This is a genomic window from Streptomyces sp. AC602_WCS936, from assembly GCF_019049125.1.
Lineage (GTDB): Bacteria > Actinomycetota > Actinomycetes > Streptomycetales > Streptomycetaceae > Streptomyces.
This window is the reverse complement of record NZ_JAGMUF010000090.1, coordinates 287,219-300,962: the sequence shown is the minus strand read 5'-3', so window position 1 is coordinate 300,962 and position 13,744 is coordinate 287,219. Positions and strand designations below refer to the sequence as shown.

Here is a 13,744-nt window from a genome sequence, read left to right as displayed (position 1 = left end):
ACGGCAACGCAAACCGACGTTCAGCAGCCCACGAGCCGAGAAGCGAGGTACCCCTCGATCTGGTCCAGCGACACACGCTCCTGCTTCATCGTGTCCCGCTCCCGCACGGTCACCGCGTTGTCGTCCAGCGTGTCGAAGTCCACCGTCACGCAGAACGGCGTACCGATCTCGTCCTGGCGCCGGTACCGGCGCCCGATCGCCCCGGCGTCGTCGAACTCGATGTTCCAGTTCTGCCGCAGCGCCTGCGCGAGCCCCTTCGCCTTCGGCGACAGCTCCGGGTTGCGGGACAGCGGCAGCACCGCGACCTTCACCGGCGCCAGGCGCGGGTCCAGCCGCAGCACGGTCCGCTTCTCCAGCTTGCCCTTGGCGTTCGGCGCCTCGTCCTCGATGTACGCGTCGAGCAGGAAGGCGAGCATCGCGCGCCCGACACCGGCCGCCGGCTCGATGACGTACGGCGTCCAGCGCTCGCCGGCCTCCTGGTCGAAGTAGGAGAGGTCCTGGCCGGAGGCCTTGGCGTGCGAGGAGAGGTCGTAGTCGGTGCGGTTGGCGACACCCTCCAGCTCGCCCCACTCGCTGCCGCCGAAGGAGAAGCGGTACTCGATGTCGGCGGTGCGCTTGGAGTAGTGGGAGAGCTTCTCGGCCGGGTGCTCGTACCAGCGCATGTTCTCCTCACGGAGACCAAGGCCCGTGTACCAGTTCCAGCGCTGCTCCATCCAGTATTCCTGCCACTTCTCGTCCTCGCCCGGCTTGACGAAGAACTCCATCTCCATCTGCTCGAACTCGCGGGTGCGGAAGATGAAGTTGCCGGGCGTGATCTCGTTGCGGAAGGACTTGCCCATCTGGGCGATGCCGAACGGCGGCTTGCGGCGCGAGGTGGTCTGCACCTGGGCGAAGTTGGTGAAGATGCCCTGCGCGGTCTCGGGCCGCAGGTAGGCGACGGAGCCGCTGTCCTGGGTCGGGCCGAGGTGGGTGGAGAGCAGGCCCGAGAACTGCTTGGGCTCGGTGAAGGTGCCCTTGTTGCCGCAGTTGGGGCAGTTGAGGTCGGCGAGGCCGTTCTCCGGGGCCTTGCCCTTCTTCTCCTCGTACGCCTCCTCCAGGTGGTCCGCGCGGAACCGCTTGTGGCAGGAGGTGCACTCGGTCAGCGGGTCCGTGAAGGTGGCGACGTGGCCGGAGGCCACCCAGACCTCGGGGGCCAGGATCACGGACGAGTCGAGACCGACGACGTCCTCGCGCGAGGTGACCATGTAGCGCCACCACTGGCGCTTGAGGTTCTCCTTGAGCTCGACACCCAGCGGACCGTAGTCCCAGGCGGCGCGCTGACCGCCGTAGATCTCACTGCACGGGAATACGAAGCCACGGCGCTTGCTCAGGCTGACGATGGTGTCGATCTTGTCGGCGGCCACGGTGCTCTCTTCATTACGACGACGGGCGACGAAGCGAGATGCTTCCAGAGAATGCTTCAGGTTACCGGCGTGGGCCGCCCCTCGGCCAAATCGGGGCTCCCCTTCGACGATCTCCCGACGTACCGGCCGTTAGTTGACAACGGTTTCCATATTTGTTGAAAATGAATGCCATGAACGTACGACGACGTCACATATCCGGCATAGCAGTCACCGCGGCCGCCGCACTCGGCCTCGGGACCCTCTCGGCCTGCTCCAGCGACAGCGCGGCGGCGGGCAACACGGACAAGTTCGACGTCGTCGCGTCGTTCTACCCGATGCAGTTCCTCGCCGAGCAGATCGGCGGGGACCACGTGAACGTCACCACCCTCACCGAGCCCGGCCAGGAGCCGCACGACCTGGAGCTGAGCGCCAAGCAGACCGCCCAGATGGGCGAGGCGGACGCGGTGCTCTACCTGAAGGCGCTCCAGCCCGCCGTGGACGAGGCGATCGCCCAGTCCGACGTGAAGACCAAGATCGACGCGGCCACGCTGACGAAGCTCGAGGACCACGGGAACGTCGAGCACGACCACAGCCACGGCCACGAGGGCGAGGAGCACGCGGCCGAGGAGCACTCCGAAGAGGCGCACTCCGAAGAGGAGGAGCACGCCCGCGACCCGCACATCTGGCTGGACCCGGTGAAGTACGCCGAGGTCGCCGAGGGCGTCGCCAAGGCCTTCGAGAAGGCCGACCCGGACAACGCCGCCGACTACCGCAAGAACGCGGAGACGCTGACGAAGAAGCTGGCCGACCTGAACACCTCGTTCAAGGACGGCCTGGCGAACACCGACACCAAGGTCTTCTTCACCAACCACGCCGCCTTCGGCTACCTCGCCGAGCGCTACGGCCTGACGCAGGAGGCCATCAACGGCCTGGACCCGGAGAGCGAGCCCAGCCCCGCCCGGATCAAGGAACTCCAGGACGAGGCCAAGGCCGACGGCGTCACCACCGTCTTCTACGAGACACTGGTGTCCGGCGAGACCGCGAAGACCCTCGCCAAGGACGCCGGCCTGAAGACCGACGTGCTCGACCCGCTGGAGGGCATCACCGACAAGTCGAAGGGCGACGACTACTTCGAGGTCATGCAGTCCAACCTCAAGGCGCTCGAGGCCGCCCTCGGCGCCAAGTGAGCGCTCCGCTGAGCGCTCCGACGAGCGTTCCGATCGTTACGGAGGCATCGTGAGCGACGAGCCTGTCATCTCCCTGCGCGGCGTCCGCGCCGAGCTGGGCTCGCGCCCCGTCCTGCGCGGCATCGACCTCACCGTGGGCCGCGGCGAGGTCGTGGCGCTGCTCGGCGCCAACGGCTCGGGCAAGTCCACGGCCGTGCGCACGGTCATCGGCCAGGTGCCCGTCACGGCCGGCGAGGTCGACCTGTTCGGCACCCCGCGGCGCCGCTTCCGCGACTGGGCGCGGGTGGGCTACGTCCCGCAGCGCACCACGGCCGCGGGCGGCGTCCCCGCCACGGTGACCGAGGTGGTCTCCTCCGGCCGCCTCTCCCGCGCCCGCTTCGGCGTCCTGCGCAAGGCCGACCGCGAGGCCGTACGCCGCGCCCTCGACCTGGTCGGCATGACGGACCGTGCCAAGGACTCGGTGAACGCCCTCTCCGGCGGCCAGCACCAGCGGGTGCTGATCGCCCGCGCGCTCGCCGCCGAACCCGAGCTGCTGATCATGGACGAGCCGATGGCGGGCGTCGACCTGGCCAGCCAGGAGGTACTGGCCGAAACGCTCAGGAAGCAGGTCGCGGCCGGCACCACCGTCCTGCTGGTACTGCACGAACTCGGCCCCCTGGAGCCGTTGATCGACCGAGCAGTGGTGCTCCGCGACGGCTGCGTCACGCACGACGGCCCGCCGCCCAAGGCCGTCGGCCAGCACGCCCTGCCCGGCCACGACCACGTACACCCGCACGCGCCGGCGGGCGCCGAACCGATCCGCACCGGACTGCTGAGCTGAGAAGGCCCCGATGGAAATCCTGAACTACGCCTTCATGCAGCGGGCGCTGCTGGCGGCCGTCCTGGTCGGCATCACCGCCCCCGCCGTCGGCATCTACCTGGTCCAGCGCCGCCAGGCCCTCATGGGCGACGGCATCGGCCACGTGGCGATGACCGGCGTCGGCCTCGGCTTCCTGCTCACCTGGTCCCCGGTGTGGATGGCGACCCTGGTCTCCGTCCTCGGCGCGGTCCTCATGGAGCTGATCCGCTGGTACGGCAAGACGCGCGGCGACATCGCCCTCGCCATGCTCTTCTACGGCGGCATGGCCGGCGGCGTGATGTTCATCAACCTCGCGCCGGGCGGCTCCAACGCCAACCTCACCTCGTACCTCTTCGGCTCCCTGTCGACGGTGAGCGAGTCCGACGTCACCGCGATCTGCCTGCTGGCCGCCTTCGTGGTCCTCGTCACTATCGGCCTGCGCCGCCAGCTGTTCGCGGTCAGCCAGGACGAGGAGTTCGCCCGGGTCACCGGCCTGCCGGTGCGCGCGCTGAACCTGCTCACCGCCGTCACCGCCGCCGTGACCGTGACGGTCGCGATGCGCGTCGTCGGACTGCTGCTGGTGTCGGCGCTGATGGTGGTCCCGGTGGCCGCCGCCCAGCAGCTCACCCGGTCCTTCGCCGCCACCTTCGCGGTCTCCGTCGCCGTCGGCGTCACCGTGACGATCAGCGGCACGGTCACGTCGTACTACCAGGACGTGCCGCCCGGCGCGACGATCGTGCTGCTCACCATCGGCGCGTTCGTCCTGCTGACCGCGCTGGCCGCGCCGCTGGCGAGGCGACGCGCGCGGGCCGCCACCGCGGCACAGCCCACCGCCGATCCGGCGGAGTGCAAGATTCCGGCCACTCGGGGGGCCGGGGACGAGATCGGCGTCTGACTGCCGGCGGGCCGGACTGGCACAATGGCCCGGCAAGCCGCAGACGTGAGGAGGAACCCGGTGACGACCGCTGGACCGCCCGTGAAGGGCCGCGCCACCCGGCAGCGGGCCGCCGTGTCGGCGGCACTGCAGGAGGTCGAGGAGTTCCGCAGTGCGCAGGAGCTCCACGACATGCTCAAGCACAAGGGCGACTCGGTCGGGCTCACCACGGTCTACCGCACCCTGCAGTCCCTCGCCGACGCCGGCGAGGTCGACGTCCTGCGCACCGCCGAGGGCGAGTCCGTCTACCGCCGCTGCTCCACCGACGACCATCACCACCACCTGGTCTGCCGCACCTGCGGCAAGGCCGTCGAGGTCGAGGGACCCGCGGTCGAGAAGTGGGCGGAGGCCATCGCCGCCGAGCACGGCTACGTCAACGTGGCCCACACGGTGGAGATCTTCGGCACCTGCGCGGACTGCGCGGCCGGAGAGCGGAAGGCCTAGGACGACGAGACCGGCACCTTCCAAGGTGCCGCGAGACTCCCCGCCGCGAGCAGCAGCACGACCGCGGCGATCACGAGCAGCGCCCGTCCGGTGCCCAGCGGCACCAGCAGCAGGGTGCCCAGCACGCCGCCGACGAAGATCCCGGCCACAGTGGCCGTCCACCGCGCTCTGGCGAGCCGCTGCGGCCCGGACATCCCGCGCAGGAGCGCGTGCGGCCGCCGCAGGACATCGTTGACCAGCTGCGCGATCGCGGTCTGGCTCAGCAGCGTCGGCATCCCCGGCACGTGCACGCGCAGCGCGGTGGAGGCGCGCAGCCCCATGGCGAGCGCGACCGTCCCGACGACCACGAGGTCCGACCCGCCGGCCCCCGCGGGCCCGGTGCCGTGCCGCCCGAGGGCCACCGCACCGGCCAGGACCAGCAGCAGCCCCTCACCGGCCAGCCCGGCCGCGAACCAGGCCCGCCCGCGCCCCGCGAGCCATGCCAGCAGCACGGCCCCCAGCGCGGCCCCCGCCACAAACGCGCCGATGGCCGTCGCGGGCCGCGCCACCGGAACGTCCCCCTCCCCCGCCAGCGCGAACGACATGAAGAGCACGTTGCCGGTCGCGAGCGCGCAGAAGACCTTGCCCATGGTCAGGAAGCTCACGGCGTCCACGGCACCCGCGAGCACCGTGAGCACGGTCATGACGGCCGTACGCCGGACGTCGGGCGGGGCGGCGGAGGGCTCGGACATGGCGCCAGCATGAGCAGCGTGCCCAGCCGCTCACCGCACCCCGCACGGGACACGCCCCCGAAGCACCCGGCCGCCGCACCGGACAAGCCCTTAGGCCTGCTTGCCCTCCATGGCGAGCAGCTCCTCGTTGGGGATGGCCCCGCCGAAGCGCCGGTCGCGGGAGGCGAACTCCAGGCAGGCCCGCCACAGGTCGCGCCGGTCGAAGTCGGGCCACAGCACGTCCTGGAACACCATCTCGGCGTACGCGCTCTGCCAGAGCAGGTAGTTCGACGTCCGCTGCTCGCCGCTCGGCCGCAGGAACAGGTCCACGTCCGGCATGTCCGGGTAGTACAGGTACCTCGCGAGCGTCTTCTCGTTCACCTTCGACGGGTCGAGCCGCCCGGCCCGCACGTCCTCCGCGAGCGCCTGCGCCGCGTCGGCGATCTCGGCCCGCCCGCCGTAGTTCATGCAGAAGTACAGCGTGAGCCGGTCATTCTCCTTGGTCTGCTCCTGCGCGACCTGGAGCTCCTTGGCCACCGACTTCCACAGCTTGGGCATCCGCCCCACCCAGCGCACGCGGATGCCCAGCTCGTCGAGCTGGTCCCGGGACTTGCGGATGAAGTCCCGGTTGAAGTTCATCAGGAAGCGCACCTCGTCCGGCGACCGCTTCCAGTTCTCGGTGGAGAACGCGTACAGCGAGATGTTCTTCACGCCCATCTCGATGCCGCCCTGGAGCACGTCCAACACCCGCTCGGCGCCGACCTTGTGCCCCTCGGTGCGCGGCAGCCCGCGCTCCTTGGCCCAGCGCCCGTTGCCGTCCATGACGATCGCCACGTGCTCGGGGACCAGCTCGCCGAGTTTCGGAGGCCGCGCGCCGGACGGGTGCGGCTCCGGCGTCCTGTACTCCCGGCGCTGCCGCCCCAGGATCCCGCGTACGGCCATCTCAGTTCTCTCCTACTTCTACTTCTCGACGTACCTCAGGGAACGCAGTCCCCGCTCCAGGTGCCAGTGCAGGTAGGCGGAGACCAGTCCGCTCCCCTCCCGGACGTAGCGCGGCTCGGCCGCGTCCGCCGTGCCCCAGTCTCCCGCAAGCAGCGCGCCGAGCAGTTCCAGGGCTTGCGGCGAGGGTACGACGCTGCCGGGCACCCGGCAGTCGGCGCAGACGGTACCGCCCGATCCGACCGAGAAGAACCGGTTCGGACCGGGCAGGCCGCACTTCGCGCAGTCCCCGAAGGTCGGCGCGTACCCGTTCACGGCCAGCGAGCGCAGCAGGAACGCGTCCAGCACCAGATTCGGCGCGTGCTCGCCCCGGGCGAGCGTCCGCAGCCCGCCGACCAGCAGCAGGTACTGCTGAACCGCCGGCTCGCCCTCGTGGTCGGTGAACCGCTCGGCCGTCTCCAGCATGGCCGTCCCGGCGGTGTACCGCGCGTAGTCGGTCACGATCCCACCGCCGTACGGCGCGATGGTCTCGCTCTGCGTGCACAGCGGCAGCCCGCGCCCCACCAGCTCGCTGCCCTTCGAGAAGAACTGCACGTCCACGTGCGAGAACGGCTCCAGCCGCGCCCCGAACTTCGACTTCGTCCGCCGCACCCCGCGCGCCACGGCGCGTACGCGTCCGTGACCGCGCGTGAGCAACGTGATGATCCGGTCCGCCTCACCCAGCTTCTGGGTGCGCAGCACGATGCCGTCGTCGCGGAACAGACTCATGCCGACCATTCTCGCCCATGCGTCAGGGCACCTCGCCCCGGCTTCTGGCGTTCGTGTACGCCGTCGCAGCGCTGAGGCGCTCCGCGGGGGTGGCGTGGCGTACGTCACCCGGCTCGGCGTCCCACTCCCGCCCGCCGCCGTACGGCCGCATCTGCACGTACGGGCCCTCGTGGCCCATGACGAGTCCTACGCGTCCGGTGCGGGTGTCGATGGCGTAGGCCCCGACGGGCGGGTACGGGTACGGGTACGTCATCGCAGCGCCGCCGCGAGACGCTGCGCGGTCTCGACGGAACACCGTCCCAATTCGATGAGCGGACAAGGTGCCTCCCGCGCAAGACTCACCGGGTCGAGCCCGAGGGAGGGGAGAGTAATTCCGGCCTTCGCGAGCGCCGCGCGCAATTCTTCCACCGTGTCCTCCGCTTCTTCGACGCAGAGCGCCGAGTGTGGTGCCTTCACCGTGTTCCCCTTGCCTTTACGGTTTCACTCTTCGTGTCCCCAGAATGCCTTGTCGTGACTACACTCGGTCGGAGTCTCTGCACTACAAGTGCGGGTCAGTGCCAAGGGGTTGGTTATGGCCAATGGTTCACGGCAAGCGGCGTGGGAGTTCTTCGGGACGGAACTGAAACGCCGGCGTGAGGATGCGGGAATCACGCAAGTGGAGCTGGGGTCACGGGTTTTCGTGTCCGGCGGATACATCGGGCAGTTCGAACAGGCAATTCGCAAGCCGCAGCTGGACGTTGCTCAGCGGATTGACGAGGCGCTACAAACCGACGGTATTTTCGAGCGGCTGTGCCGGAAGCTGATTGATGATCCGAGGTACGCGGATTACTTCGCCCATGTGGTGGAGCTGGAGCGGCTGGCCACGCGGATCTGCGAGTTCGCCCCGACGGTTGTTCCCGGGCTGCTCCAGACCAGGGACTACGCACGCGCGGTCACGATCGCCGCGAATCCGTTCAAGCCGGACTCCTACGTCGACGAGATCGTCACCGCCCGCCTGGAGCGGTCGCTGATCCTGGACGACGCTACACGGCCCGAGTATTGGGTGACGTTGCATGAGAACGTGCTGCGGATTCCGGTGGGCGGGCCGCTGGCGATGGCGGCGCAACTGGAGCATGTGGCGCGGCTGATGCGGGAGCGCTCGGCGGTGGTGACGGTGCTGTCGTACGGGGCGGGGGCGCACGCGGCGATGGGCGGGATGCTGAAGCTCATGAACTTCGAAGACGCGCCCCCGGTCGCCTATACAGAGACGGAGTATTCGGGGACGCTCATCGATGCTCCAGCCGTGGTGATGCACACTCAGCGCACATACGATCTGCTCAGGGTCGCCGCGCTGTCGCCGGAGGCGTCCCTGGCCCTGATCGACTCGGCGGCGGAGGACTTCAGACGATGCGCGAGTTCGACCTGAGCAACGCCCGCTGGACGAAGAGCAGCTACAGCAACGGCCAAGGCGGCGACTGCGTCGAGGTCGCGTACGACTTCCCCGGCGTCGTACCGGTCCGGGACAGCAAGGTGGCTGCCGGGCCGGTGGTCGTCGTGGGGTCGGTGGCCTGGACGGAGTTTGTACGCACCGTTGGGGCCGCCCGCTTCCTTGCCAGTGTCGTGCCTCCGCGACCCGAGTAAAGGGCGCTACGCGTCGCCTTCGGCGATGGCCCTGCGGGCCACCCTTGACTCGGCTCGCTCCACCACGGGTCAGAAGCGAGCGAGCGGCCCGGAAGAACGGGTGGCCGAGCCCGGTTCACGATCAACCGCCCCCTGCGTACGCACCCGGCGACAGCGGAACGCGCTCGCGCCTCGCCAGCACGCCGCCTCGGCTCAGCGGCCAACGGTGAGTGGACGGTACGGTCACACACGACGCCCCAGCCCCGGTGGCGGCACGCCACGCCGTCTCGGCGGCCAACGCCGGACGGGCAGTACGGCCCAAGCAAGGCCCCCCGGGGACACACCTCTCGAAAACGGATGACACTTCGACCCAAAGTGTCATCCATTTCCGAGACCACCCCCCAACCCCCCGGCCGTCGGTCGCCGAGACGGCGCGGCGTGCCGCCACCGGAGCCGGAGCGCACCACCCACCACCGAAAGCCGCTAAGCCCGCCCGGCGTGCCGCCACCGGAGCCGGAGCGCACCACCCACCACCGAAAGCCGCTAAGCCCGCCCGGCGTGCTGGCGAGACGCGGACGCGCCCCCGCACGCCGGACGCGTACGCAGCCGGCGTAAGGGACCGGCGGACCCGGGCCACCCGTTCTCCCCGGCCGCCCGCACGCTTCTCACCCGTGCTGGAGCGAGCCGAGTCAAGGGTGGGCCGCAGGCCCATCGCCGAAGGCGACGCGTAGCGCCCTTTACTCGGCTCGCGGAAGCACGACACTCGCCAAGAAGCGGGCGGCCCCACGGCCACTCAACAACACGCCTGTGCGCCAGACTTGCCCCACAGACCGCAACGAACAAAGGGGGCACCCCATGTCGTACCCGGAGCCGCGCTACCTCGGCGAGAAGGGCGAGATCAATGCCGTGTTCAGAGCCGCCGACACCCCGCCCGACATCGTGGCCCCCAACGGCACGACCACCCACTACCTCGCGAGCCACACCTCCACCGGGGGTGAGTTCGGGCTGTACAAGGTGGACATGGGCCCCAACGCGCCCGGCGCCAAGACGCACTTCCACCGGAGCATCTCCGAATCCTTCTACGTCCTCTCCGGCGAGGTCGAGCTGTACAACGGCGAGCGCTGGGTCACCGGGCGGCAGGGAGACTTCCTGTACGTGCCGGTCGGTGGACTGCACGCCTTCAAGAACGACAGCGACGACCCCGTCTCCATGCTGATGCTCTTCTCGCCGGGCGCCCCGCGCGAGGAGTACTTCGAGCGGGTCGCCGAGTTCGCGCAGCGGGGCGGCGAGGAGCTTCGGGAGTTCCAGGTGAAACACGACAGCTTCTTCGTCTGACGGGTCGGGGTCGGGGCCTACCCCGACTCGGAGGACTGGGGTAACCCCCCATACTTTTCCGGGAGTAGCCCGGATGGGGAGGGCGCTGGACATCCGCGAGGCTCGTCGCATGACACAACGCACGCGACTCCTCCGCAACGCCGCCGTCGTCGGCGTGTCCACCGCCCTCCTCGGCATCACCGCGCCCGCCGCCACCGCCACGACCGCAGTCCCGGCCGAGCCCCTCGCCTGGGCGGACTGCGAGGGCGCCGCCGTCGACCCCCGTCAGCAGTGCGCCACCCTCCAGGTCCCCATGGACTACGCCGATCCCGACAGTCCACGGATCGACATCGCCGTCTCCCGCATCCCCGCCGAGAATCCGGACGCCCGGCGCGGCGCCCTGCTACTCATCGCCGGCGGACCGGGCGGCTCCAGCCTCAATGATCCGTCGCGGAAAGGGCAGAAGCTGCCGCAGCGGGTCCGCGACACCCACGACCTCATCGGTTTCGCACCGCGCGGGCTCGCCCCGTCCACCCCCGTCACCTGCGGGCTGGAGTACGGCGACCTCGCGACCTCCATGCTCCGCCCCTGGCCCGCCCCCGACGGCTCGGTGGACGGGAACATGGCCACCGCCCGCCGCATGGCCGACGCCTGCGCACGCAACGGCGGCGAGCTGATGAAGCACCTCAGCACCGCCAACGAGGCCCGCGACATCGACCGCATCCGTGCCGCGCTCGGCGAGCGGAAGATCTCCGCGTGGGGAGTCTCGTACGGGACGTACGTCGGCGCGGTCTACTCGCAGCTCTTCCCGCACCGCACCGACCGCATCGTGCTGGACAGCGTCGACGACCCCGACCCCACCCGCGTCGCCCGCGCCTGGCTGGCCGGGCACGAACAGGGCGTCGAGGACACCTTCCCGCACTTCGCGGCATGGGCTTCGCGACCCGGCAACCCGGACCGCCTGGCGCGCAGGGCCGCCGATGTCCGGCCGATGTTCCTGCGCCTCGCCGCGCGGCTCGACCGTGAGCCGATCCCGTGGCCCGGCGCCAACCCGGAGGAGTTGAACGGCAACGTGCTGCGCCAGGCGATGCTGGACGGCCTCTACCGGCCCAGCCGTTACCCGGCGCTCGCCGAGCTGATACGGGCCGCGCGGCGGGGCACCGTGCCCCCGGCGCCCGCAGCGCCGCCCGAGGAGGTGCTGCAGAACGTCGCCGCCGTGGGCGCCGGGACGCTCTGCAACGACATCGCCTGGCCCAAGTCCCAGGCCGTGTACGAGAAGGGCGTCGCCGAGAGCCGCGCCAAGTACCCGCTCACCGCCGGCATGCCCCGCAACGCGATGCTCTGCGCCGCCTGGCCGTACCCGCCGCGTGAGGCGCCGGTACGGATCACCGACCACGGCCCGTCCAACATCCTGCTCGTGCAGAACGAGCGGGACGTCGCCACCCCGCTGGCCGGCGCGCTGAGGATGCGGGAGGCACTCGGGCGGCGGGCGGTCATGGTCACCGTGGACTCCACCGGCCACGACGCCTACCTCGCCAACGGCAACGCCTGCGGCGACCGTGTCGTCTCCCGCTTCCTGGCGACCGGCGATCGGCCGGACTCGGACCTCTACTGCCGCTGAGCAGTGCCGGGCGTCACCAGGCCCGATTCGTAGGCCACGATGACCAGTTGGGCCCGGTCCCGGGTGCCCAGTTTCCCCATGATGCGGCTGACGTGGGTCTTCGCGGTGAGGGGGCTCAGGCCCAGGGAGTCGGCGATCTCCGTGTTGTTGAGGCCCCGGGCGACGAGGGTGAGGACCTGCCGTTCCCGGTCGGACAGGCAGTCGGGGCCGTCACCGCCCGCCACCAGCGCCGCGGGGCTGTGCAGGAAGCGTTCGATCAGGCGGGCCGTCGGGCCGGGTGACAGCAGCGCGTCGCCCGCCGTCACCGTGCGGATGGCGTCGAGAAGGTCGGCGGGCCTGGTGTCCTTGACCAGGAAGCCGGAGGCGCCCGCTCGCAGGGCGTCCACGATGTTCTCGTCCGTGTCGTAGGTGGTGAGGACGAGTACCTTCACGCCCGCCAGGTCCTCGTCGGCCGCGATGAGGCGGGTCGCCTCGATGCCGTCCAGGTCGGGCATGCGGATGTCCATGACGACCAGGTCGGCGCGTTCGGTGCGGGCCAGTTCGACGGCCTGACGGCCGGTGCCCGCCTCGCCGACGACCTCCATGTCGGGGGCGGACGCTACGAGCAGGGCGAACGCGGCCCGGACGAGGTTCTGGTCGTCCGCGAGCAGTACGCGTATGGTCATCCGGCTCTCTCCGCGGTGATCGTCGTCGTGGTCGGCGTGGTGGTCGGCGTGGTGGTCGGTGTGGTGGCGGTCGTCGTCAGGGGCTGGGCGGGCGTCGGCAGTACGGCCGTCACCTCGAAGCCGGCGCCTCCGCCGCGCGGCCCGGCGTCGAGTGTGCCACCCACGCTGCGGGCCCGCTCACGCATCCCGACCAGGCCGAAACCCGGGGTGCCGGCCGGGTCGGGGCCGGTGCCGTCGTCGGTGACGGACAGGCGCAGGGCGCCCAGCTCGGCGCACACCTCGACCTGGACGCACGGTTCGGGTCCCGCGTGGCGTACGGCGTTGGTCAGCGCCTCCTGCACGATGCGGTAGGCGGCGGCGCCGACCGCGGGCGGGACGTCGTCGGCCCGTACCGACAGGTCCACGCTCGCTCCGGCCAGGCGCGCCGCCTCCGCCAGGTCGGGCAGGCCGTGCAGGCCCGGCAGCGCGCCGCGGGCGTCGGGGACGTCCTGGGCGCGCAGGACCTCCAGGGTGGTGCGCAGTTCGCCGCGCGCCGACCGGCAGGTCTCGGCGATGTCGTCGAGGGCCTTGGCGACGGCGGCGCGGTCCAGGCGCTCGGGGTCGGCGGTCAGGACGTGGGCGGCGACGGAGGTCTGCACGCCGATCAGGGTGATGCTGTGGGCGAGCAGGTCGTGCAGGTCCCGGGCGACCCGCAGGCGTTCCTCGGCGACGCGGCGCCGGGCCTCCTCCTCGCGGGTGCGTTCGGCGCGTTCGGCGCGTTCGACGATGGAGGCGACGTACTGGCGGTAGTAGCGGACGTCGATGCCGCAGAAGAGGACGGCGACGACCCAGCCGGTGATCCGGAGCAGTTCGACCATGCCCTCGGGGTTGGTGAGGGCGTTCATGAGCAGCCCCACACCGATGACGGTGCCGCCGGTGGCCAGGGTGCGGCGCACGGTGCCGGTCGTCGCGATGGTGTAGAGCGCCACCATGGTCGCGGGGACGGGCGCGGAGTGGTTGTGGTCGAGGGCGTGGAAGAAGGCGACCGGGAGGGCCACCAGGCAGAAGATCAGCATGGGGCGGCGCCTGCGCCGTGCCAGCGGCGCGTGGCCGGCGAGCAGGAGGGCCCAGCCCAGCGCGTCGGGGCGGCGGCCCTCGTCGGTGAGCAGGGCGATGCAGGCCGCCGCGGTGAAGAGTACGGCGGCGAGGATCGTGTCGTTACGGTCGGCGTGCGGGGCGGCGGACGGGTCGCGGTTGATGGCGGCCATGATCCGCTCGCCGATGCGGGGCCGGGACGGCGGTGGCGGGGTGGTGGGAGTGGTTGCCTGCACCCGCCCATCCTGCGCGAGGGGTGCGCCCCTCCG

Annotated in this window: 16 protein-coding genes; 8 read left to right on the top strand and 8 right to left on the bottom strand. The window is 70.8% G+C overall.

Annotated elements, in window-relative coordinates:
• Nucleotides 1-20: 20 nt before the first annotated feature.
• Entirely contained in the window at nucleotides 21-1,403 is a 1,383-nt protein-coding gene (locus KUM03_RS26700) for a glycine--tRNA ligase (protein ID WP_217252050.1), read from the bottom strand.
• 170 nt (nucleotides 1,404-1,573) lie between these two features.
• Between KUM03_RS26700 and KUM03_RS26695 the strand changes: the two genes are divergently transcribed.
• Genes KUM03_RS26695 through KUM03_RS26680 form a run of 4 tightly spaced genes read left to right on the top strand, consistent with a single transcriptional unit; the run spans nucleotide 1,574 to nucleotide 4,785 of the window.
• Nucleotides 1,574-2,569 (top strand): zinc ABC transporter substrate-binding protein, encoded by a 996-nt coding sequence (locus KUM03_RS26695; RefSeq protein WP_217252046.1) that lies wholly within the window; start codon nucleotides 1,574-1,576, stop codon nucleotides 2,567-2,569.
• 49 nt (nucleotides 2,570-2,618) lie between these two features.
• Nucleotides 2,619-3,389 carry a metal ABC transporter ATP-binding protein gene (locus tag KUM03_RS26690; protein ID WP_217252044.1) on the top strand — a complete coding sequence of 257 codons (771 nt, stop codon included), beginning with the start codon at nucleotides 2,619-2,621 and terminating at the stop codon, nucleotides 3,387-3,389.
• 10 nt (nucleotides 3,390-3,399) lie between these two features.
• Nucleotides 3,400-4,302 (top strand): metal ABC transporter permease, encoded by a 903-nt coding sequence (locus KUM03_RS26685; RefSeq protein ID WP_217252043.1) that lies wholly within the window; start codon nucleotides 3,400-3,402, stop codon nucleotides 4,300-4,302.
• 60 nt (nucleotides 4,303-4,362) lie between these two features.
• A complete protein-coding gene (locus KUM03_RS26680) occupies nucleotides 4,363-4,785 on the top strand; it encodes a Fur family transcriptional regulator (RefSeq protein WP_217252041.1) in 423 nt (140 codons plus the stop codon).
• Here KUM03_RS26680 and KUM03_RS26675 read toward each other — a convergent pair.
• From KUM03_RS26675 to KUM03_RS39080, 5 genes are all read right to left on the bottom strand, one after another.
• Nucleotides 4,782-5,516 (bottom strand): YoaK family protein, encoded by a 735-nt coding sequence (locus KUM03_RS26675; protein ID WP_217252039.1) that lies wholly within the window; start codon nucleotides 5,514-5,516, stop codon nucleotides 4,782-4,784. The genes KUM03_RS26680 and KUM03_RS26675 overlap by 4 nt on opposite strands.
• 90 nt (nucleotides 5,517-5,606) lie before the next feature.
• On the bottom strand, nucleotides 5,607-6,437 hold the full coding sequence (locus KUM03_RS26670) for an isoprenyl transferase (RefSeq protein ID WP_217252037.1): 831 nt from the start codon (nucleotides 6,435-6,437) through the stop codon (nucleotides 5,607-5,609).
• A gap of 18 nt (nucleotides 6,438-6,455) precedes the next feature.
• Nucleotides 6,456-7,202: a DNA repair protein RecO gene (recO, locus tag KUM03_RS26665; protein WP_217252035.1), complete on the bottom strand. Its 747-nt coding sequence runs from the start codon at nucleotides 7,200-7,202 to the stop codon at nucleotides 6,456-6,458.
• 22 nt (nucleotides 7,203-7,224) lie between these two features.
• Entirely contained in the window at nucleotides 7,225-7,455 is a 231-nt protein-coding gene (locus KUM03_RS26660) for a hypothetical protein (RefSeq protein WP_217252033.1), read from the bottom strand.
• Nucleotides 7,452-7,658, bottom strand: coding sequence for a hypothetical protein (locus KUM03_RS39080; protein ID WP_308406422.1), 207 nt, complete (start codon nucleotides 7,656-7,658; stop codon nucleotides 7,452-7,454). Before KUM03_RS39080 ends, KUM03_RS26660 begins: the two co-directional genes overlap by 4 nt.
• Nucleotides 7,659-7,773: 115 nt before the next feature.
• Here KUM03_RS39080 and KUM03_RS26655 point away from each other — a divergent pair, with 115 nt between their 5' ends.
• From KUM03_RS26655 to KUM03_RS26640, 4 genes are all read left to right on the top strand, one after another.
• Nucleotides 7,774-8,607, top strand: coding sequence for a helix-turn-helix transcriptional regulator (locus KUM03_RS26655; RefSeq protein WP_217252031.1), 834 nt, complete (start codon nucleotides 7,774-7,776; stop codon nucleotides 8,605-8,607).
• The gene (locus tag KUM03_RS26650; protein ID WP_217252030.1) at nucleotides 8,589-8,822 is read left to right on the top strand and encodes a DUF397 domain-containing protein; all 234 of its coding nucleotides are present in this window, start codon (nucleotides 8,589-8,591) and stop codon (nucleotides 8,820-8,822) included. The genes KUM03_RS26655 and KUM03_RS26650 overlap by 19 nt, the downstream gene beginning before the upstream one ends.
• A gap of 834 nt (nucleotides 8,823-9,656) precedes the next feature.
• A complete protein-coding gene (locus KUM03_RS26645) occupies nucleotides 9,657-10,136 on the top strand; it encodes a cupin domain-containing protein (RefSeq protein WP_217252029.1) in 480 nt (159 codons plus the stop codon).
• A 109-nt stretch (nucleotides 10,137-10,245) separates the two neighbouring features.
• Nucleotides 10,246-11,736, top strand: coding sequence for an alpha/beta hydrolase (locus KUM03_RS26640; RefSeq protein ID WP_217252028.1), 1,491 nt, complete (start codon nucleotides 10,246-10,248; stop codon nucleotides 11,734-11,736).
• Here KUM03_RS26640 and KUM03_RS26635 read toward each other — a convergent pair.
• Both KUM03_RS26635 and KUM03_RS26630 read right to left on the bottom strand, forming a co-directional pair.
• Nucleotides 11,724-12,401 (bottom strand): response regulator transcription factor, encoded by a 678-nt coding sequence (locus KUM03_RS26635; protein WP_217252027.1) that lies wholly within the window; start codon nucleotides 12,399-12,401, stop codon nucleotides 11,724-11,726. The genes KUM03_RS26640 and KUM03_RS26635 overlap by 13 nt on opposite strands.
• Entirely contained in the window at nucleotides 12,398-13,711 is a 1,314-nt protein-coding gene (locus tag KUM03_RS26630; RefSeq protein WP_308406421.1) for a histidine kinase, read from the bottom strand. Before KUM03_RS26630 ends, KUM03_RS26635 begins: the two co-directional genes overlap by 4 nt.
• Nucleotides 13,712-13,744 lie beyond the last annotated feature (33 nt).

Excerpts from the sequence above, each read along its gene's own strand:
- KUM03_RS26695 (WP_217252046.1), top strand. The coding sequence starts at position 1,574 with ATGAACGTACGACGACGTCACATATCCGGCATAGCAGTCACCGCGGCC.
- KUM03_RS26685 (WP_217252043.1), top strand. The coding sequence starts at position 3,400 with ATGGAAATCCTGAACTACGCCTTCATGCAGCGGGCGCTGCTGGCGGCC.
- KUM03_RS26675 (WP_217252039.1), bottom strand. The coding sequence starts at position 5,516 with ATGTCCGAGCCCTCCGCCGCCCCGCCCGACGTCCGGCGTACGGCCGTC.
- KUM03_RS26670 (WP_217252037.1), bottom strand. The coding sequence starts at position 6,437 with ATGGCCGTACGCGGGATCCTGGGGCGGCAGCGCCGGGAGTACAGGACG.
- recO (WP_217252035.1), bottom strand. The coding sequence starts at position 7,202 with ATGAGTCTGTTCCGCGACGACGGCATCGTGCTGCGCACCCAGAAGCTG.
- KUM03_RS26660 (WP_217252033.1), bottom strand. The coding sequence starts at position 7,455 with ATGACGTACCCGTACCCGTACCCGCCCGTCGGGGCCTACGCCATCGAC.
- KUM03_RS26655 (WP_217252031.1), top strand. The coding sequence starts at position 7,774 with ATGGCCAATGGTTCACGGCAAGCGGCGTGGGAGTTCTTCGGGACGGAA.
- KUM03_RS26650 (WP_217252030.1), top strand. The coding sequence starts at position 8,589 with ATGCGCGAGTTCGACCTGAGCAACGCCCGCTGGACGAAGAGCAGCTAC.
- KUM03_RS26645 (WP_217252029.1), top strand. The coding sequence starts at position 9,657 with ATGTCGTACCCGGAGCCGCGCTACCTCGGCGAGAAGGGCGAGATCAAT.
- KUM03_RS26640 (WP_217252028.1), top strand. The coding sequence starts at position 10,246 with ATGACACAACGCACGCGACTCCTCCGCAACGCCGCCGTCGTCGGCGTG.
- KUM03_RS26635 (WP_217252027.1), bottom strand. The coding sequence starts at position 12,401 with ATGACCATACGCGTACTGCTCGCGGACGACCAGAACCTCGTCCGGGCC.